Annotated in this window: 19 protein-coding genes; 12 read left to right on the top strand and 7 right to left on the bottom strand. The window is 42.5% G+C overall.

Translation table 11 applies throughout. The features are described 5' to 3' along the window. The first annotated feature begins 79 nt into the window (after positions 1–79). The 6 genes from dpsA to ADA01nite_RS05625 all read left to right on the top strand — a co-directional run bounded on the left by dpsA (position 80) and on the right by ADA01nite_RS05625 (position 6714). Positions 80–991, top strand: a complete 912-nt coding sequence (gene dpsA / locus ADA01nite_RS05600) for a dipicolinate synthase subunit DpsA (RefSeq protein WP_146808971.1) — start codon at positions 80–82, stop codon at positions 989–991. Further along, positions 975–1574 carry a dipicolinate synthase subunit B gene (locus tag ADA01nite_RS05605; protein ID WP_146808972.1) on the top strand — a complete coding sequence of 200 codons (600 nt, stop codon included), beginning with the start codon at positions 975–977 and terminating at the stop codon, positions 1572–1574. Before dpsA ends, ADA01nite_RS05605 begins: the two co-directional genes overlap by 17 nt. Positions 1575–1647: 73 nt before the next feature. Further along, the gene (locus ADA01nite_RS05610; protein ID WP_146808973.1) at positions 1648–2700 is read left to right on the top strand and encodes an aspartate-semialdehyde dehydrogenase; all 1053 of its coding nucleotides are present in this window, start codon (positions 1648–1650) and stop codon (positions 2698–2700) included. A 22-nt stretch (positions 2701–2722) separates the two neighbouring features. After that, positions 2723–3949, top strand: coding sequence for an aspartate kinase (dapG, locus tag ADA01nite_RS05615; protein WP_146808974.1), 1227 nt, complete (start codon positions 2723–2725; stop codon positions 3947–3949). 11 nt (positions 3950–3960) lie between these two features. Beyond that, on the top strand, positions 3961–4830 hold the full coding sequence (gene dapA / locus ADA01nite_RS05620; protein ID WP_146808975.1) for a 4-hydroxy-tetrahydrodipicolinate synthase: 870 nt from the start codon (positions 3961–3963) through the stop codon (positions 4828–4830). A gap of 213 nt (positions 4831–5043) precedes the next feature. Next, a complete protein-coding gene (locus ADA01nite_RS05625) occupies positions 5044–6714 on the top strand; it encodes a ribonuclease J (RefSeq protein ID WP_218029536.1) in 1671 nt (556 codons plus the stop codon). A gap of 932 nt (positions 6715–7646) precedes the next feature. Here the strand turns inward: ADA01nite_RS05625 and ADA01nite_RS05630 are convergent. Continuing rightward, the gene (locus ADA01nite_RS05630; protein WP_146808977.1) at positions 7647–7895 is read right to left on the bottom strand and encodes a helix-turn-helix domain-containing protein; all 249 of its coding nucleotides are present in this window, start codon (positions 7893–7895) and stop codon (positions 7647–7649) included. Between the two features lie 160 nt (positions 7896–8055). On the opposite strand from ADA01nite_RS05630, the gene ADA01nite_RS05635 reads away from it, so the two are divergent. The 5 genes from ADA01nite_RS05635 to ADA01nite_RS05655 all read left to right on the top strand — a co-directional run bounded on the left by ADA01nite_RS05635 (position 8056) and on the right by ADA01nite_RS05655 (position 10670). Next, positions 8056–8571, top strand: coding sequence for a helix-turn-helix domain-containing protein (locus ADA01nite_RS05635; protein WP_146808978.1), 516 nt, complete (start codon positions 8056–8058; stop codon positions 8569–8571). Positions 8572–8644: 73 nt separating this feature from the next. Further along, entirely contained in the window at positions 8645–8881 is a 237-nt protein-coding gene (locus ADA01nite_RS05640; protein ID WP_057899067.1) for a hypothetical protein, read from the top strand. Continuing rightward, positions 8878–9279, top strand: coding sequence for a hypothetical protein (locus ADA01nite_RS05645; protein ID WP_146808979.1), 402 nt, complete (start codon positions 8878–8880; stop codon positions 9277–9279). The genes ADA01nite_RS05640 and ADA01nite_RS05645 overlap by 4 nt, the downstream gene beginning before the upstream one ends. 342 nt (positions 9280–9621) lie before the next feature. After that, positions 9622–10107 carry a DinB family protein gene (locus ADA01nite_RS05650; protein WP_146808980.1) on the top strand — a complete coding sequence of 162 codons (486 nt, stop codon included), beginning with the start codon at positions 9622–9624 and terminating at the stop codon, positions 10105–10107. Positions 10108–10424: 317 nt separating this feature from the next. Continuing rightward, positions 10425–10670 (top strand): hypothetical protein, encoded by a 246-nt coding sequence (locus ADA01nite_RS05655; RefSeq protein ID WP_146808981.1) that lies wholly within the window; start codon positions 10425–10427, stop codon positions 10668–10670. A 24-nt stretch (positions 10671–10694) separates the two neighbouring features. Here the strand turns inward: ADA01nite_RS05655 and ADA01nite_RS05660 are convergent, their stop codons facing one another. The 6 genes from ADA01nite_RS05660 to ADA01nite_RS05680 form a co-directional block, all read right to left on the bottom strand. After that, positions 10695–11600 carry a hypothetical protein gene (locus ADA01nite_RS05660; RefSeq protein WP_146808982.1) on the bottom strand — a complete coding sequence of 302 codons (906 nt, stop codon included), beginning with the start codon at positions 11598–11600 and terminating at the stop codon, positions 10695–10697. 121 nt (positions 11601–11721) lie between these two features. Next, a complete protein-coding gene (locus ADA01nite_RS05665) occupies positions 11722–11967 on the bottom strand; it encodes an MEKHLA domain-containing protein (RefSeq protein ID WP_146808983.1) in 246 nt (81 codons plus the stop codon). Between the two features lie 58 nt (positions 11968–12025). Next, complete coding sequence (locus ADA01nite_RS05670) at positions 12026–12367, bottom strand: hypothetical protein (RefSeq protein ID WP_146808984.1); 342 nt, start codon at positions 12365–12367, stop codon at positions 12026–12028. Positions 12368–13100: 733 nt separating this feature from the next. Beyond that, complete coding sequence (locus tag ADA01nite_RS21915; RefSeq protein ID WP_170230155.1) at positions 13101–13271, bottom strand: hypothetical protein; 171 nt, start codon at positions 13269–13271, stop codon at positions 13101–13103. Positions 13272–13371: 100 nt separating this feature from the next. Beyond that, a complete protein-coding gene (locus ADA01nite_RS22565; protein WP_246147237.1) occupies positions 13372–13512 on the bottom strand; it encodes a DUF8096 family protein in 141 nt (46 codons plus the stop codon). A 228-nt stretch (positions 13513–13740) separates the two neighbouring features. Continuing rightward, positions 13741–15783 carry a sigma-54-dependent Fis family transcriptional regulator gene (locus ADA01nite_RS05680; protein WP_146808986.1) on the bottom strand — a complete coding sequence of 681 codons (2043 nt, stop codon included), beginning with the start codon at positions 15781–15783 and terminating at the stop codon, positions 13741–13743. 590 nt (positions 15784–16373) lie between these two features. Here ADA01nite_RS05680 and ADA01nite_RS05685 point away from each other — a divergent pair. Continuing rightward, positions 16374–16892 carry a 2,4'-dihydroxyacetophenone dioxygenase family protein gene (locus tag ADA01nite_RS05685; RefSeq protein WP_146808987.1) on the top strand — a complete coding sequence of 173 codons (519 nt, stop codon included), beginning with the start codon at positions 16374–16376 and terminating at the stop codon, positions 16890–16892. The last annotated feature ends 211 nt before the right edge of the window (positions 16893–17103 follow it).

Here is a 17103-nt window from a genome sequence, read left to right on the forward strand (position 1 = left end):
GAAACCATGGTAGCTGCGTTCGTTTTGTGCTTTATCTTAACGAAGGTTTGCAGTAAAATGGTTTGAAAGGGGTTATCTTATGCTAACAGGAATTCATGCTGCCTTCATCGGCGGGGATGCCCGTCAGCTTGAAGTCATCAAGAAATTCATTGAATTGGATGCCGTAGTAACCCTCATCGGCTTTGATAATTTGGAGAGCAACTTTACCGGCGCGGTGAAGCGACCGCTTTCTGCTGATGTCTTGCACGATGTGGACACCTTAATTCTGCCGATTGTAGGATCGGATGATAAGGGGTACGTCGAGAGCGTTTTCTGTTCCAAACCCCTGCAACTGACGGAAGAACTCCTTGCCGCGTTGCCTGACAACTGCTGCATTTATACCGGGATCGCCCGCAATTTCTTAACGAGAGTTGCGGGGAAGCGGGGTCTTGGTCTTGTGGAGTTGATGGATCGCGATGATGTCGCTATCTATAACTCGATTCCCACAGTGGAAGGCGCGCTGATGATGGCTATCCAAAATACCGATTTCACGATTCATAACTCAACCAGCCTGGTTTTAGGGTTAGGCCGGGTTGGTGTGTCCATGGCACGTGCTCTGCATGCATTAGGTGCGCATGTGCGGGTGGGCGCCCGAAAGTCGGCTGATCTGGCCCGCATTTTCGAGATGGGACTGACCCCGTTCCATATCGATACGCTGAGCGATCATGTGGACGACGCGGATTTAATTTTTAATACAATCCCCCACCCTATTATTACCGCCAAGGTGATTGCAAATATGCAGCACCATGCCCTGGTTATCGATCTTGCCTCCAAACCGGGCGGCACCGATTTCCGGTATGCGGAGAAGCGGGGGATTAAAGCGATCCTTGCTCCAGGTTTACCCGGAATCGTTGCACCGAAAACTGCGGGACAAATTATTGCGAACACACTGTCGCGTCTTGTTTTCGAACAAACGGGAAACAGGAGGGATCGAGATGGATCTCAAGGGTAAAACAATTGGCTTCGGATTGACAGGGTCGCATTGCACGTTTGCAGAAGTAATGCCGGAGATTCAGAGACTGGTTGATGCGGGCGCCGAGGTGGTGCCGGTTATCAGTCATACGGTCGCGACAACAGACACCCGCTTCGGCAACTCAAGCGACTGGCATGCACAACTGCATACCATTACCGGAAATGACATCATCTCAACGATCGTAGACGCCGAGCCGCTCGGTCCGAGCAAGCGTTTCGATGTAATGGTCATTGCGCCCTGCACGGGCACATCGCTCAGCAAGCTTGCCAATGCGGTCACTGACAGTGCGGTGATGATGGCGACAAAAGCGACATTACGTAATTTGCGTCCGGTTGTTCTCGCCATTTCTACAAATGATGGATTGGGACTTAACGCCGCTAACGTAGCAAAATTGATGGTGACCAAGAACATTTACATGGTACCGTATGGCCAGGACGCCCCGGATAAGAAGCCGAATTCTCTCGTTGCCCGTATGGAGCTCATTAAAGAGACGTGTGAAGCAGCACTGGAAGGAAGACAGTTACAGCCTATGCTGGTAGAGAAGTTTCGCTATATGCAATAGCGCTTTTTGCTATTTTCATAATAAAAAATATAGTCACACCGTAAGATTCGGTGAGCACAAAGGAGTGGGAAACATGGATAATAACAAGGGATATCATGTAGCAGTCGTCGGCGCTACCGGCGCAGTAGGGGAGCAAATGTTAAAGATGTTGGAAGAGAGGCAGTTCCCACTTCAATCGTTGAAAGTATTGGCGTCCGCTCGTTCGGCGGGTAAGACCGTACAATTTAGGGGCCAAGAGATTGTGATTGAAGAAGCCACACCGGAAGCGTTTGAAGGTGTACAGATTGCTCTGTTCAGTGCAGGGGGAAGCGTAAGCAAAGCACTGGCGCCTGAAGCGGCGAAACGCGGTGCGATTTGTATTGATAACACGAGTGCATTTCGCATGGACCCGAATACACCGCTGGTTGTACCGGAAGTCAATCCGGAAGCGATGGCTGAGCATAACGGCATTATCGCCAATCCGAACTGCTCTACGATTCAGATGGTAGCGGCGCTTAATCCGCTGCGTGAAAAATACGGAATCGAGCGCATTATCGTCTCTACGTATCAGGCGGTATCCGGCGCAGGTGCCAAAGCGATTCAGGAACTGCATGATCAGACAGAAGCCATTATTCGTGGCAACGAAGTAAAGAAAGAAGTGCTGCCGGTCGGTTCACTTCCGAAAAAGCACCAGATTGCATTCAATGCCATTCCGCAAATTGATGTATTCTTAGAAAATGGCTTTACAAATGAAGAAATGAAGATGGTGCGTGAAACGAAGAAAATTTTCTCCGACGAGACCATTGCTGTGGCGGCAACGTGCGTGCGCATTCCAGTCGTCAAAGGTCACTCGGAGTCTGTATATGTAGAGCTGAAAAATGAGTACGATTTAGCTGAGGTTCGCTCTTTGCTTGAAAATGCGCCGGGCATTGTGGTGCAGGATAATCCGGAAGAGCAGGAGTACCCGATGGCGATCGATGCGGCAGACAAAATTGAGACATTCGTCGGACGTCTGCGCCGCGATCTCGACAATCCGAAGGGCTTGCACATGTGGATTGTATCCGATAACCTGTTAAAGGGCGCCGCATGGAACGCGGTACAAATCGCTGAGGAGCTTGTAAAACGCAACTTGATTAAGGAGTCTTAATGTAAGGAGCTATGAGAGCAGCATGAGAATACTTGTTCAAAAATTCGGCGGATCGTCTCTGACGACCGCCGAAAAGAGAGAGCGTGCGGCTCAGCATATCCAAAAAGCGCTGGAGCAGGGATACAGCGTTTGCGTCGTCGTATCCGCGATGGGGCGAAAAGGAGATCCGTACGCCACCGATACGTTGCTTGACCTAATTAAAGAGAACGGAAATGCACTCGGCAAACGGGAGACCGATATGCTGATGTCATGCGGGGAAGTAATTTCCGCCGCGACAATGGCGAGCATGCTGAACGCCAAAGGCCTGAATACCATTGTGTTAACGGGGGGTCAGGCCGGTATCTTGACAAATGATGACTACACGAACGCTCAGATTGTGACTATCAATCCGCAACGGATTCTTCGTGAGCTTGAGCAGGGGAAAGTGGTCATTGTAACCGGTTTTCAGGGTCGGACGACTGAGTGGGATACGACTACGCTGGGAAGAGGCGGCAGCGACACGTCGGCAACGGCGCTCGGCGTTGCGCTAAGAGCAGAAATGGTCGACATTTTTACCGATGTGAACGGTATTATGACTGCGGATCCGCGCATTGTCGAAGAAGCTCGTTCGCTGTCCACCATTACGTATACCGAAATTTGCAATATGGCCTACCAGGGCGCGAAGGTACTTCACCCCCGTGCGGTGGAGATCGCCATGCAGACAAATACGCCCATCCGTGTGCGATCCACGTTCTCAGACGATGAGGGTACGCTGGTGACGAGCGTGGCCGAAGCGAATCGGATAGCGGGTGAAGTAAATGATCGCCTGATTACGGGTATCGCTCATGTATCGAATCTGACGCAGATTAAAGTAATGGCCAAAGAGGGCGAATACGATTTGCAGATGCAGGTGTTCAAAGCAATGGCCGAGAATGAAATCAGCGTCGACTTTATCAACGTAAATCCGATTGGGGTTGCGTATACCGTACATGATGAGGTGGTAGAGAAAGCGGTCGATATTCTGCATGGAATGGGGTATGAACCGCTGCTGGCCCGCCACTGCGCCAAAGTGTCTATCATCGGGGCCGGTATGGCCGGTGTTCCCGGTGTAATGGCGCGTATCGTTGAAACGCTGACGAGGGAGGATATCCAGATTCTCCAGTCTGCCGACTCGCATACGACCATCTGGGTGTTGGTACGGGAAGTTGATATGGTTCGTGCGGTTCGGGCGCTGCACAAAACGTTTGATCTTGACAAGGTGCAATTTTAAGGAGGATAACCGTGATCGATTTTGGACGATTGGTAACGGCAATGGTGACGCCGTTCGACGGACAGCTTAACGTAGATAAGCAGAAGACGGAAGCCCTGGTAGAGCATCTGATTGCCACAGGTTCCACCGCGCTGGTCGTCGCGGGAACGACCGGAGAATCGCCAGCGCTGAGCGGACAGGAGAAAGTAGACTTATACCGCCATGTAGCCGAGATTGTGGATGGTCGTATTCCGGTTATTGCAGGCACGGGCAGCAATAACACAGCCGCTTCCATTGAACTTACGCAAAAAGCGGCAGAAACCGGTGTGGACGCGATTATGCTGGTCGTGCCGTATTACAACAAGCCATCTCAAGAAGGCTTATACCAGCATTTCAAAACGATTGCCGAAAGCACGAAACTGCCGGTGATGCTGTACAACATCCCGGGCCGCTCTGTTATCAATATGAAAGCGGAGACGACCGTTCGTCTCGCGAATGATGTAACCAATATTGTAGCAATAAAAGAGGCGAGCGATGATTTGAGCCAGATGTCTGTTATTATCGAGCAGACGGCGGATGATTTCGTGTTATATAGCGGCGATGATAAAATGACGCTGCCGTGCATGTCCGTGGGTGGCAAGGGCATCGTGAGCGTGGCAAGCCACGTTATCGGCAACGAGATGACCGAAATGATTGAAGCATTCGTCGGGGGTGACATCGGGAAGGCGAGTGCGTTACACCGCAAGCTGCTTCCGATATTTGAGGGATTGTTTATTACCGCGAACCCGACGCCGATCAAGGCAGCATTGACCTTAAAAGGGATCGATGTGGGCGGCGTGCGTCTTCCGCTGGTGGAGCTTACTGAAAAAGAGCATGAATACGTAAATAGTTTATTTGCATAGCCGTACTGGGTAAGAAAAGGGCAGGGAAATTATTTCCTGCCCTTTTGTCGTACGATTACATAACAAGGGCTACTTGCGGAGATAGTAACAAGTGATAGCACTTGTTTTTCCTTTGACGCATCATGTATAATATTAACAAGTGACTGGTTCGGTTTTTATAAAAATGAATATTTTGTTTGATTAAATGTAACTACAACTGAATATTTAGGAGGAATGAATTTGTCGAAACTTAACCAGAAAGCTTTGTCGATCTTCGCTTTGGGCGGCGTGGGCGAGATTGGCAAAAACATGTACGTAGTACAGTACGCGGATGACATCGTGGTAATCGATGCGGGCCTAAAATTCCCCGAGGAAGAGATGCTGGGCATCGATATTGTTATCCCTGATATTACGTACCTGCAGGAGAACAAGGACAAAGTCCGCGGTATCCTCATTACGCACGGTCATGAAGATCACATCGGCGGACTTTCGTACGTGCTGCGGCATCTGAACGTTCCGGTGTACGCGACCAAGCTGACGCTCGGACTGATCGAGGGCAAGTTGAAAGAAGCGGGACTGCTTGGAGATGCTAAGCTGAACTTGATCGACAACAAGTCGGAAGTCAGGCTCGGCATCTTCACAGCAACGTTCTTTAAAACAAATCACAGTATTCCGGACTCTGTCGGCGTCTGCCTTGATACGCCGGAAGGCTATGTGGTGCACACCGGAGACTTTAAGTTCGATCAGACGCCGGTTAACAATCAGATGGCTGACCTGGCGAAGATGGCGCAAATCGGTGAGCGCGGTGTTTTGGCGTTGCTCTCAGACAGTACGAACGCAGAACGTCCCGGATTCACCGGATCGGAACGCGAAGTTGGCGAAGCAATCAAAGAACAGTTCCACAAGTGTAAGGGACGGATAGTAGTTGCCACGTTCGCTTCCAACATTCACCGTGTCCAACAGGTTATTGACGCGGCTGCAATGTATGATCGCAAAGTAACGGTCATCGGTCGTTCGATGGTGAATGTAGTAAATATTGCCATGGACCTCGGATATTTGAACGTCCCGGAAGGCATGCTGGTGGAGCCGGAAGAGATTAACAAGCTTCCCGCTGAACGGGTTGTAATCTTGTCTACCGGAAGTCAGGGAGAGCCGATGTCGGCGCTGACGCGCATGGCACGCTCCGCACACCGCAAGGCTGACATCCTGCCGGGTGATACCGTTCTGATTGCGGCTACGCCAATTCCGGGAAATGAGAAGTATGTGGCGCGTACGGTTGACCAGCTGTTCCGCATCGGCGCAGACGTCGTATACGGCAACCACATTCACGTATCTGGACATGGCAGTGCGGAAGAACTGAAGTTAATGCTGAATCTAATGAAACCGAAGTACTTCATTCCTATCCACGGGGAATTTAGAATGCTTCGCCAACACGCCCTGCTGGCTGAACAATGCGGCGTTCAGCCGGAAAACATTTTCTTGATTGACAACGGAGATACCGTTGAGATTAGCGGGGGCAAAGCCCGATACGGTCCGAAAGTGCATGCAGGCATTGTGCTCATCGACGGACTTGGCGTAGGCGATGTCGGAAACATCGTATTGCGCGACAGAAAGCTATTATCGCAGGATGGTATTTTAGTTGTTGTAGTTACATTGAGCAAACAAAACGGAACAATCTTGTCAGGACCGGACATTATTTCCCGCGGTTTTGTGTATGTACGTGAATCGGAAGCGCTGCTTGAAGAAGCGAACCGCATTGTAAGCCAGACACTGAATCGCTGCATGGAAGAGAATGTAAACGAATGGTCATCGCTGAAGACGAATGTGCGTGATGCGCTTGGACGTTTCCTGTATGAGCAGACGCGCCGCCGACCGATGATCCTTCCGATTATTATGGAAGTGTAATTGAATATCGAAAACACGAGCCTGAAAGCCTTGTTATATCAAGGAGTTCAGGCTTTTTTAATCTTCCTTTTTCGTTATCATACAAGATCCGTAAGATGAATAATGGGGAAAAAGAGCGTTGTCTCTTTCTGCATGTAAGATGTGACACAACGACCAAGTTTCATGAGTAAACATCTGAAGTGGTCACACTGGAAATGAGGTATGAGACAGGGAGTAATAAAAAGGTGGGGGCGTAATGACCTCCCCTTTTCTGATTAGGGTATCCATGGTTATGATAACCATGGAGAGAATTAACTCTGATTTTTAAGTGAACTACTCGCCACTTAGCTAACGCTTGAAGTGGGAGCTTCTCAACTCCTCGACGAAAGTACTCTTTCGTCTCCTTGAGCGTTACTTCGGACAGTTCCTGCCCTAGATGTCCGACGATTCGGGGTTCTTTCTTACCTTGGATATTTTACGCATGGAAGGATTAGCTTGGTTTTCGCATTTTTATTTCTCCATGCAACCCTATATATCCAGTTATCAAAGAACATCATAGGTTGATTTTATCAAAATGTCGGACAATTGAACAGGCAAAGCCTGTCCTTGTCCGAAGCCAATTCATCTCCCACTTTCACTGGTGCTGTCGCACCTTCACGTTTAGAAGCGGGAGACTTCTTGGCTGAAAAGTTAAAATTCTATACCTTCACAGGACAGGTAAAGGAGTTCCCGAAAACCACCGGGTGTTATTATAACGCTAATACCTTTGAAGTGTTTAAAAAACTCTTTTTCCTCCGAATCGTATTGAATAATAGAAAGTAACCATAAATGGACATCTTTTTTATGGATAACAATATCTGGATTACAATTACCTTTGCTTATAAAACAGGTCAATATCATCAACCTGTTTTAAAGAAGGAGTCAACACATTTATCATTTCGCTGTTGACCACTTCAACAGCGGTGAGTATCGTTTCTATAAATTTCTTCTGATGTTTCCTCTTTCGTATATACCAGCAGTTCCCCAACGCCAACCCCGAACATCTCACACAGGGCATCCATCGTATCGAACTGAATCCCTTTTCCCCTGCTGTAGTAGACCGTGGTCAACGTTGTCCTGGACAAACCTGTTTGTCTCACAACTTCAGCTAACGTTCTCACCCCATGTTTCGCCATCAGAACTGGTAAGTTCGATGTAATCACTTGAATCACCTCAATAAACAAAATATCATATTAATAAACAATAGTCTGTTTACTTTTGTTTTATATTGTACATAATGATAAAAATTCGGTCAATATCTAAGTAAACAATATATTGTTTATTATGAAGTCGATATGATATTTTAAATATGAGGTGTTGTGTATGATAAAGTGTAATTTAGCTGTTTTAATGGCAGAGAGAGGACTAAAAATCGCCGATATTGCCAGTGGAACGGGGATGTCACGGACAACAATCAGCTCCCTAGTGAACCACAATGCGAAGGGAATTCAGTACGATACGTTTAATACCCTGTGTGAATTCCTCAAAGTGTCACCAGGGGAACTGTTCATCTACGAGCCATTTACATTTAGTTTCGAGGTAAAAGAAGTAGAGGAGAGGGAAAACGATTTTCTGTTTAAGCTGGAGGCGGATATTACGTACAAGAAGCAGGTGTTACAGGAAGTGATGCTGGCCAGTGTTGTACTGGATATGGATGAAAAAGACGAGCTTTGTTATGTTGGGATTGAAGTCAACTATTCCGAGGAAATGACGCAGCTGATCGCCCCGATTCCTCGCATGTTCCATAAGGATATGGAGGAGGAAATTAAAGAGGCGATTATGGAGAAGTTGGCCCAGACGTACTCTTTTGCAGAAGACATTGTCGTTACATTGAAATAGAAGGAGGGTAAATTTTTTTAGAGAAAGGTACAATGAAACCAGGGGGGTACAGGAACAGAATAAGAGGAAGAGTATGCGTGAATTCAACATAGACGAGTTCTTTAAAGAAATCGATGAAAAACAACAAGAAGTAAATGAACGGGCCTATAAATTATTTCGCGGGAAGGGGCGTAAGGCACGAGTTCGACCACGAGACGAAGATGAAAAGCGCTGTTTGGATATAATATGCCGGGAAAAATGGATGCGAGCTGTTGAAGAAGGAAAGGTTCGCTATATTAATGACAGGGAGATGGATTATTTTGTCGATTGAATTTAACAGAGGACATTGATTTTGTATTGAACGGTCGAGATAAAGCGAACCAGGTATTATTAGATCTTGGATTTGAAAAGCAGGGAAAAGACTGGTATCACAAGGAAGTTGGGTTGATTGTAGAGATACCGGATAACCGGTTAGACGGTGATTACAGCCGGGTTATAAAGCTCAATATCGGGAATGGACGCTATGTTAAAGTAATCGGGATTGAAGATATTATTAGTGATCGGTTGCGTGCTTGTAAGTTTTGGCGTTCCCAGAGTGATTGCGAGTGGGCATTCCGTTTGTATTATGCCCATAGAGAGCGGATCGACATGAAGTATTTGAAGCAGAAAGCGACAAAAGACGGAACGTATGAAATCGTGGAAGAGTGGATAGAAAAAAATAATGAGTAAATCGTAAACCAGAGTAGGAATAGAAAGGTTTCTGCGGAGCAAAAACAATGCTTGCGGAGCCTGTTGTAGTGTTTCGGTAATAAAAAGGGTGGATTTCAAGGAGTCTCCCCTTTTTTGTATCCCTAAAATTAGCGGTATCTCAATTGCGAAAGATAACGTCCAGGTTGAATTTTTTGTAATGATTTCGTGAGAAAAGGGAGTAGGCTTTGGGAAGCTTATTCCTTTTGTTGAACTAACGTGCAGTTATCTTTAACAAAACCGTTTTAAAAAAAGGATTTCACAACATGAATCATGAAATATGGATGTACTTGTAAGCAAAAATTTTAAAAAAGGGTGGTATTTATGATTCGTGATGTGGAGGAATTTGTAAAGTTTTTAGATGGATTACGAAAGCGTACCATGCAGTATGTTAAAGTTGTACCGAATTCTATTTTAGAATGGAAACCAGCTGAAGATAAATTTTCAACGGGAGATTTACTTCGACATCTAGGTTCCTCTCAACTCATGTTCTTAAATGTATTTGAGCATGGAAAGTGGATCTATCCAGGTCATGAAAGTAGTGAAGGGGAAAATATAGAGGAAATTGTTCATTACCTAGAAGTGTGTCATGCAAGGTTAACGGAGGGTTTATTAACTTTAGGAAATGATCTATTGGCAAAAAAGGTTCCAACCCTACATGGACATGAGGTAAGCTCCTGGAGGATCATGATGGCATTGGCGGAACATGAAATGCATCATCGTGGTCAATTATCAACATACCTTCAGATGAATGGAATAGAACCACCTCAGATTTTCGGTCTAAAAATCGAACAAGTTGAGAAAGGTTAATATAAATTATTTATATTGGTTTAGTTTCTCCAAACATGGGTTAAAGGAAAATGAATTTGATACAAATGATTTGTCAAAATTGCCAGGAAGAGATGCAAAATCTGAAATAAGTATATGAAAAGCTACCAGGTAAGTAACCGGGTAGCTTTTTGAATTGGGTTTACTGAGATTGTTTTAAAGTATACATATTTTATTTATATTGTATTTGAGAGGGGTGCAAAATGTATAATTTATGCATAAATTGGTCATAAAAAAACCATCTCGTTGGGCAGAATGGAGAGTGCTACCAAACTATTCAAATGAGGTGGATACTCTCAATGATTGCCCAAATGATTAAAAAAGATGCATGGAATCAAATTGAAGACCAAAATTTGCGCTGGCTATTTCAACTAACAGATACAATCGATATTCTCTATAGTGTTGTCGGAAGACCTGGGATTCCTCGCCGTGTCATGATTCGTTGTTTCCTGATTAAAAGATTACTTTGGCATTGGAAGTTCCTTCACCATCATGTTAGATGGTCACATTCTGGAATGCTGCTATATATCGCTCCCGTTAGTTAAGCTGCTAAAATACTAAAAAACTAGCTACTTTTTTGGAACATTGTTAATTTCCGCTATTGCTTCTTTCATTTGCTGAATCCAAAATTCGCGAATTTCATTATTAATGATCTGGTTGCAGCTTTTTTGATAACGTACCATAAAGAATCCGTCTGGTGCTAACATACTTAGAACTAATTCATGATTTAAACCAGAATTATCCGCAAATTGAGTCTCAATAATTGAGTAAGTTTCCTTTTGCTCTATAACTTCACCCAATAATAGTTCTTGGTCGAGATAAGCTTTTGTATGTTCTTCAATAGTTGAGGCATCCATTTCTTCAAAGTAATCAATAGTAAATTTCTCAGAGGTTTCAAAGTCATAAACTTCATCTTTTGGATAATAGCCAATAAATTCACTATCGCTATAAATTTTATAAGTAGCAGGCTTATATTTTTCCAACTGAAAGCATTTAATGAATCGTTTGATGTTTCCGAAAAATTGCGCATCTTTAGGAACCACAGCCTTTTCTTGAGCCAATATCTCTCCGTTATTGTCTAAATAAAATACACTAAATGGGGAAAACTTAGTAATCAAAAAAGATTTTTTTCTTGGAACTAATTTAACATAGTAACTTGTTATGTTATTTGGTGATTCTTCTCTTTCATCTTCACTATTTATGCACGTATAAATATGTTTACGAGTGTAAGTTAAAGTAGCTTCATTTTCCGAAACATCAAGTGTTTTAAAATGTAAGATTTCGGATTTTATATTATAAATTTGAAAAAGCATTTGCATTTGAAAATGATTTAAGAATGATACATTTCTATTTTCGGGATGGAAAAGTTTACTTAATCCAAGTTCATCTTTTCCTACATAAGTTTGCTCTAAAAGCTGAATAAAATTTCGCAAATCCTCTTCTGAGATTACTGCCTTTTTTTTAAAAATAAACATAAAATTCACCTCATGTTATCACGAATATTCGCTTCTTCTCTATAACCGAACTTTTGCACGCTGAAGATGATGGTGTAACCAAACGAGCGCTTGGGACTTACGTTCCGGAACCGATAGACTGTCAAATAAAGCGATGCTTCTGGAATGCAGCGGCCTGTCCCCGAATCGTACCGTTCTCGTCCGTAAGATTCCACACTGTCGCCTGTATGATGTAAAATCTTCGACCAGTACTGGAAATCCGAATTCCCGTGTAATTACCGACGTAGCCATTTTCACTAACGGACTTCATGAATTTAGCCCGATCCTCTCGCACCATCGGTTCTCCCGTAAGCCTCGATGGCGTACGTGTGAATGTTTCCCAGTCCATCTCCTATAACTCTAGAGCCACCCGGTTGCCGAAATTCAAGATCGGATCGTCTTCCGTCCTAGGGGGCAACACCACGATTGGAGCATGAAACTGTGCGAACTGTTGAATCAAATTCAAACACGGGCAACAAATCCCTATCAGCTAGCGTCCACCAGGCGATATCAATTCGTCCACTTCGACCGTTGGATTGTACATTAGGAATAGGATACTCTTTCTCCCTATAGCAGCAGAAATCCGGTGCCAGTTCTAGAAGCTTGTTTTGCAGCGCACCATGAAATTCAAGCTTATTCCCCATCTTTTCTTTCCGGTTCCGGGTTAGTTCGCGCACCACATCATTTGCCAGACGAACAACAATCTCACGCAACTGGTCAGCATCAATCATGAGTGTAGTTTGCTTCATGTTCCCCATCCCCTTTCAAAAAGATGATGATGTATCATAAAGAATTACATTTGATTTTCTCTAGTTTTCTTTAAATTATACTAAAATTCCAGAATTTATAAAGTTCAAGAATAGGAAAATAGATGCAGATACAGTAAATTGATGGTAGGTAATACGAAAGAGGGGAGTAATAATGTTATTTACGTAGTTTCAAAAATTGTTTGGGGGTAATACATGTGTATTTTGCAAACGAAAAACTAAATCGATACACTAAACTACCTTATTATATAAATACCCCTGATCATTGGCTAAGATAACGAGGGTAAAAAGATTTTCAACTCAAGGGGGCATTAATAAGAAGATGATATGGAGAGGGCCGGAATTCATTGTGAAATGGAATCCGGTTTTTTCATTTCTTGCTTAACGTACGATTTTTTCCGTTTCGTGACGTGACCCCTTATACGTTGTTCAGAAGACGGTGGGAGGTACGAGAATGAATGACAAAATGATTTGGTATTTGTACAAGTAAGTGAGCAGCTCGGCATTGATAAGTTCGTTAAAGCATTTAGAAATAAAGAAAACGCTAAAAATTTTCTGCAGCTATTAACTAAGAGAGGTTATATCGAAGAGACAAAAATAGAAGATTAACCATAAATGATATTTGTAAGTCGTCCATAGCGGCGGCTTTTTATTTTGCCTTGGAGGTGGGTGGTATAGGCATAATTAAAAAACCACCCGAAAGGCGGCGTGATTACTACTTTAGTATTCCAGCTAATACCAGACAAGCAAGAACAAGAACTGTGATTCCACAAACCATTTGGATTGTATGTATCCCTTTTAAGGTACCTTTATTTTTGTTTATGAAGTACTGGACAATCCATATTACAGATAGAATACAGAAAAGAATCATAATCAATTGACTCATGAAAACGCCTCCTGCAAAAAATAGATGTACTATAGATAATACCTGAAATAACAGAGCACCCATGTGGCGCTTTTTATTTTGCAAATAAAAAACAATAGGGTCAGATACTTTTCTTCATCCCACACTTTCTGCATTCTCTGAGGAAAACATAATCGTGAACAGAACTCTTGAAGTGAGTATTGCCGCAATTATCGCAGCGTCCGCTGATAACATCAGGGTATTCTTTGTAGTCGTAAACAATGCCTGTGTCATAACCTTTGTATTCTTTTGTTTCTTCGACAGAAGGAAGGGAAAACCTTCCTAATGGCGAATGAGTTGGTGGGAGGGATAAAAATGAACCATCGCACATTACAACTTTATAATTATCAATATGTAAACAAGAAACTGATCTTGAACTCTTTCAAGATCAGTTTCTTAGTATTGAGATACCATCATATTACTGGTGAATCTTTTTAACTATAAGTTTATTCTATTTTGAAATATAAATAGATCTTTTGCGTGAATATTCACGACCGAGTTTTCTATAAATTGTACTTCTGTGAATACCTAGTCTTTTAGCTGCTTCGGTCACATTGCCATTTACTTCATTCAGTACTGTAAGAATCGTCTGTAATTCTTGATCTTTTAATAAGGACATCGTATTTACTGACTCCTGGTATTGTGGGGATGAGAAAGAAAGTTGTACTGGTTGTACTTCTTTATATATATAATGGTTCGATAAATTCGCTGTTGCTGTATACTCTTGGCTTGTTTTCTTTTCAATAAATTCCTCTGGAAGATCGGCGTAAGTGATTAGATTGCCTTTTACCTTTACAGCCATTTTATAAGCAAAGTTTCGTAGTTCACGTACATTTCCCGGCCATTCATATCGTTCCAGGGCAAGTAAAGCTTGATCATCTATCTTAAGCTGTGGTCTCCCTATATCCATACAAACATTTTTTAGCAAATGCTCTAAAACCAAAGGAATATCTCCTGATCTCTCACGTAATGGAGGGACTTGCAGGGACAGAATATTGAGTCGATAATAAAGATCTTGACGAAATTTGCCTTCTTCAGAAGCTTTTTTTAAATCACGATTCGTCGCTGCAATCACTCGAACATTTAACTTGATAGGTTTCTTTCCACCAAGACGAACAATCTCTCTTTCTTCAAGGACCCGTAATAATATCGTTTGTAGATTTAATGGCATCTCTCCAATTTCATCTAAAAATATAGTGCCACCTTCAGCCTGTTGAAACTTGCCAGCACGCCCTCCTTTCTGGCCACCAGTAAATGTTCCTTCCTCATATCCAAATAATTCACTTGCTGCAAGTTCTTTTGGAATGGCTCCGCAGTTAACTGCTACAAAAGGCCCCGAAGAGCGATGACTAGATGAGTGAATGGATTGGGCTAATAGTTCTTTTCCGGTTCCGCTCTCTCCCTCGATTAACACTGGTAAATCTAGATTGGCCATTGAACGAGCCTCTGTAATAACTGATAGAAATTTTGAGGACTGACCAACCATACTTAAGAAGGTGTGTTTGGCAAAGTTTCCTGTATGATTTGAAACTTTAATTGGTGAAATAGCATGTACTACCGTACCAATTGGGTACCCTTGGTGGAAATAAGGAGTTAACTCAAAAGTCCACCTTCCATTCTTTTTTTCCACTTCCCACCTATGTTTATTACCTGATGATAGAACTGCTTTATCTAAGTCAATAAGACGGTTATTTTTGTCGATCCAACCGTTGTCATAGAATAGGGAAGACGCTTTAACAACTTGATACCCGCGATCAAGTACAGCTAATATTTTATCTGAGTTTTTAGTCGTTGTTTCTATATAGTGTTCTAATAATATAAAATGTTCAAATTTCAGGTGGTTAAGGAGCTTTTCTTCAATGATTTGGGCTGTAGAAATCACAGTAGACAGGGAATTAGGATGTATTACATCCCAAATTCCGGTTAAATTAATTGCCCCAAGTACCTTCTTTGTCGCAGGGTCTTTAATAGGTGATGCTGAACACACCCAATTGTGGACCGGCTGACAAAAATGCTCACCAGCGAATACTTGCATAGGGGTACCTATAGCCAGGGAGGTACCCATAGCGTTGGTTCCTACATGGAGCTCCGACCATGAAGTTCCTAAAACGAAGTTTATTTCTTCGGCTTTTTGTATAAGTGGTGAATCTCCATCTAAATATAATATTTCTCCATTATGGTTACAAAAAGCGATTAAATGTCCTGAGTCTATCGCTAAATCTTTAAGTTTAATAAGTAGAGGTTCTGTAATAGAATAAAGGTGATTTGTCGATTGGTACTCTTGAATTTTATCTTGTGATAAAACAGTTGGGGCTTTTCCTTGAATGGGATGTACCCCATGCTTTACAGATCGTTCCCAGGATTGATAAGTTAAAGATCTCACTTCTGTGACGAGGTTTTTACCTGATATAAAATGTTCCCAGGCTCTTTCAATTTTAACTTTTTCACTCTTTGGTGAAGAAGAAATATTTAAGGGAATAAATGGGCTGTTCATGCTATGATCATCCTTTATAAAGTAATGTAAAAGTGGGCATGAGCAGTGTATTTACTGCAGATAGGTATCATAGATGATAGTAACCGCTTACACAAATTTGTTTTTAAAATTACCGTAATGTGTATTTATTGATATAAACACTATTTTCACTTCTATAATCTACTATTATATACTAAATATACTGAATTATCACATGTTTTGATTTCCTCTCTCATTTGTTCTTTCCTTATTCCGTATCCACACAAAAGGTAGGGAGTTACTACATTTCAAGAAGAGATGTACAGACGTCGCATATTGATTCATATGTCTTTGATAGCTACAGTGTCGCATTTTCCTGCACATGTCTCTAACAGTCATATGATGTAAATAGTCTATACACAATAAAATTTTGCGGGCGTTTTTTCTATTATTTTGTATAAAAATGTCTAAGAAAACATCTAAAATCCTTATAATTAACACTGAAAATGGGATATAGTTGTTAACTTTATGAAATATTTCTCTCTATATTTTTATTATCAGATAAGAATTAATTTTTGGCATAATGTTTGCGTTATAAAAAAGCGAATTTAATTTTATAGGAGGTATTCATTATGGAGACAAAACAAGTATCGTCACGCATTGTAGATGACGTGATGAATGCATTTACGGAGCGATTTATGCTTCCGGATCGAGTTAACCATTCCACTGACATGCCGTGGATACCATTTTTTGAAGATGGCGGTTCTTGGTTCAAGCCACTTCGATTCGACTTTACGACGGGACTCTGGATTATGCTGTTTAAAGTCGATGAAGGGGCTAAGCTTTCCCGTCATCGTCATACTGGGGGTTCTGTTATCGGTTACGTAATTGAAGGAAAGTGGCATTATCTCGAAAAAGACTGGAAAGCAAAGCCGGGAACACTTATTTTTGAACCGCCTGGTGATATCCATACTCTCTGTGCAGATCCAGTGGAAGGCATGACAACACTATTTATACTTACCGGTAGCATACAGTTCTTTGAGCAAGATAATACTATTTATCGTGAAGATGATGTGTTCGCTATATACAAGCGATATCGTGATTATTGTGAAGCAAATGGTATTGAACCGGATGAAAATCTTTGTTATTAATCCAGGGTAGTACCCTTCTACATCGTTGCTCCTCTTCTTGTTTAACTATGATGGACTAAGACTCCTAAAAGAAATCCTTCAAGAACAATTAAATTAGTAAATAAGAAAAGCGGGCAAATATCGATTTTTTTTATACAAGTTTTTCACAGCATCCTATTCCAATTTGGAACAGGGTGCTTTTTATCGTATTTTGACAAAAAACCACCATGGC

It is taken from the genome of Aneurinibacillus danicus (genome assembly GCF_007991215.1).
In the GTDB taxonomy this organism is placed as follows: Bacteria; Bacillota; Bacilli; order Aneurinibacillales; family Aneurinibacillaceae; genus Aneurinibacillus; species Aneurinibacillus danicus.

Coding starts and splice junctions, on each gene's coding strand:
- dpsA (WP_146808971.1), top strand. CDS start 80: ATGCTAACAGGAATTCATGCTGCCTTCATCGGCGGGGATGCCCGTCAG.
- ADA01nite_RS05605 (WP_146808972.1), top strand. CDS start 975: ATGGATCTCAAGGGTAAAACAATTGGCTTCGGATTGACAGGGTCGCAT.
- ADA01nite_RS05610 (WP_146808973.1), top strand. CDS start 1,648: ATGGATAATAACAAGGGATATCATGTAGCAGTCGTCGGCGCTACCGGC.
- dapG (WP_146808974.1), top strand. CDS start 2,723: ATGAGAATACTTGTTCAAAAATTCGGCGGATCGTCTCTGACGACCGCC.
- ADA01nite_RS05625 (WP_218029536.1), top strand. CDS start 5,044: ATGAATTTGTCGAAACTTAACCAGAAAGCTTTGTCGATCTTCGCTTTG.
- ADA01nite_RS05635 (WP_146808978.1), top strand. CDS start 8,056: ATGATAAAGTGTAATTTAGCTGTTTTAATGGCAGAGAGAGGACTAAAA.
- ADA01nite_RS05640 (WP_057899067.1), top strand. CDS start 8,645: ATGCGTGAATTCAACATAGACGAGTTCTTTAAAGAAATCGATGAAAAA.
- ADA01nite_RS05650 (WP_146808980.1), top strand. CDS start 9,622: ATGATTCGTGATGTGGAGGAATTTGTAAAGTTTTTAGATGGATTACGA.
- ADA01nite_RS05655 (WP_146808981.1), top strand. CDS start 10,425: ATGATTGCCCAAATGATTAAAAAAGATGCATGGAATCAAATTGAAGAC.
- ADA01nite_RS05660 (WP_146808982.1), bottom strand. CDS start 11,600: ATGTTTATTTTTAAAAAAAAGGCAGTAATCTCAGAAGAGGATTTGCGA.
- ADA01nite_RS05665 (WP_146808983.1), bottom strand. CDS start 11,967: ATGGACTGGGAAACATTCACACGTACGCCATCGAGGCTTACGGGAGAA.
- ADA01nite_RS05670 (WP_146808984.1), bottom strand. CDS start 12,367: ATGAAGCAAACTACACTCATGATTGATGCTGACCAGTTGCGTGAGATT.
- ADA01nite_RS21915 (WP_170230155.1), bottom strand. CDS start 13,271: ATGAGTCAATTGATTATGATTCTTTTCTGTATTCTATCTGTAATATGG.
- ADA01nite_RS05680 (WP_146808986.1), bottom strand. CDS start 15,783: ATGAACAGCCCATTTATTCCCTTAAATATTTCTTCTTCACCAAAGAGT.
- ADA01nite_RS05685 (WP_146808987.1), top strand. CDS start 16,374: ATGGAGACAAAACAAGTATCGTCACGCATTGTAGATGACGTGATGAAT.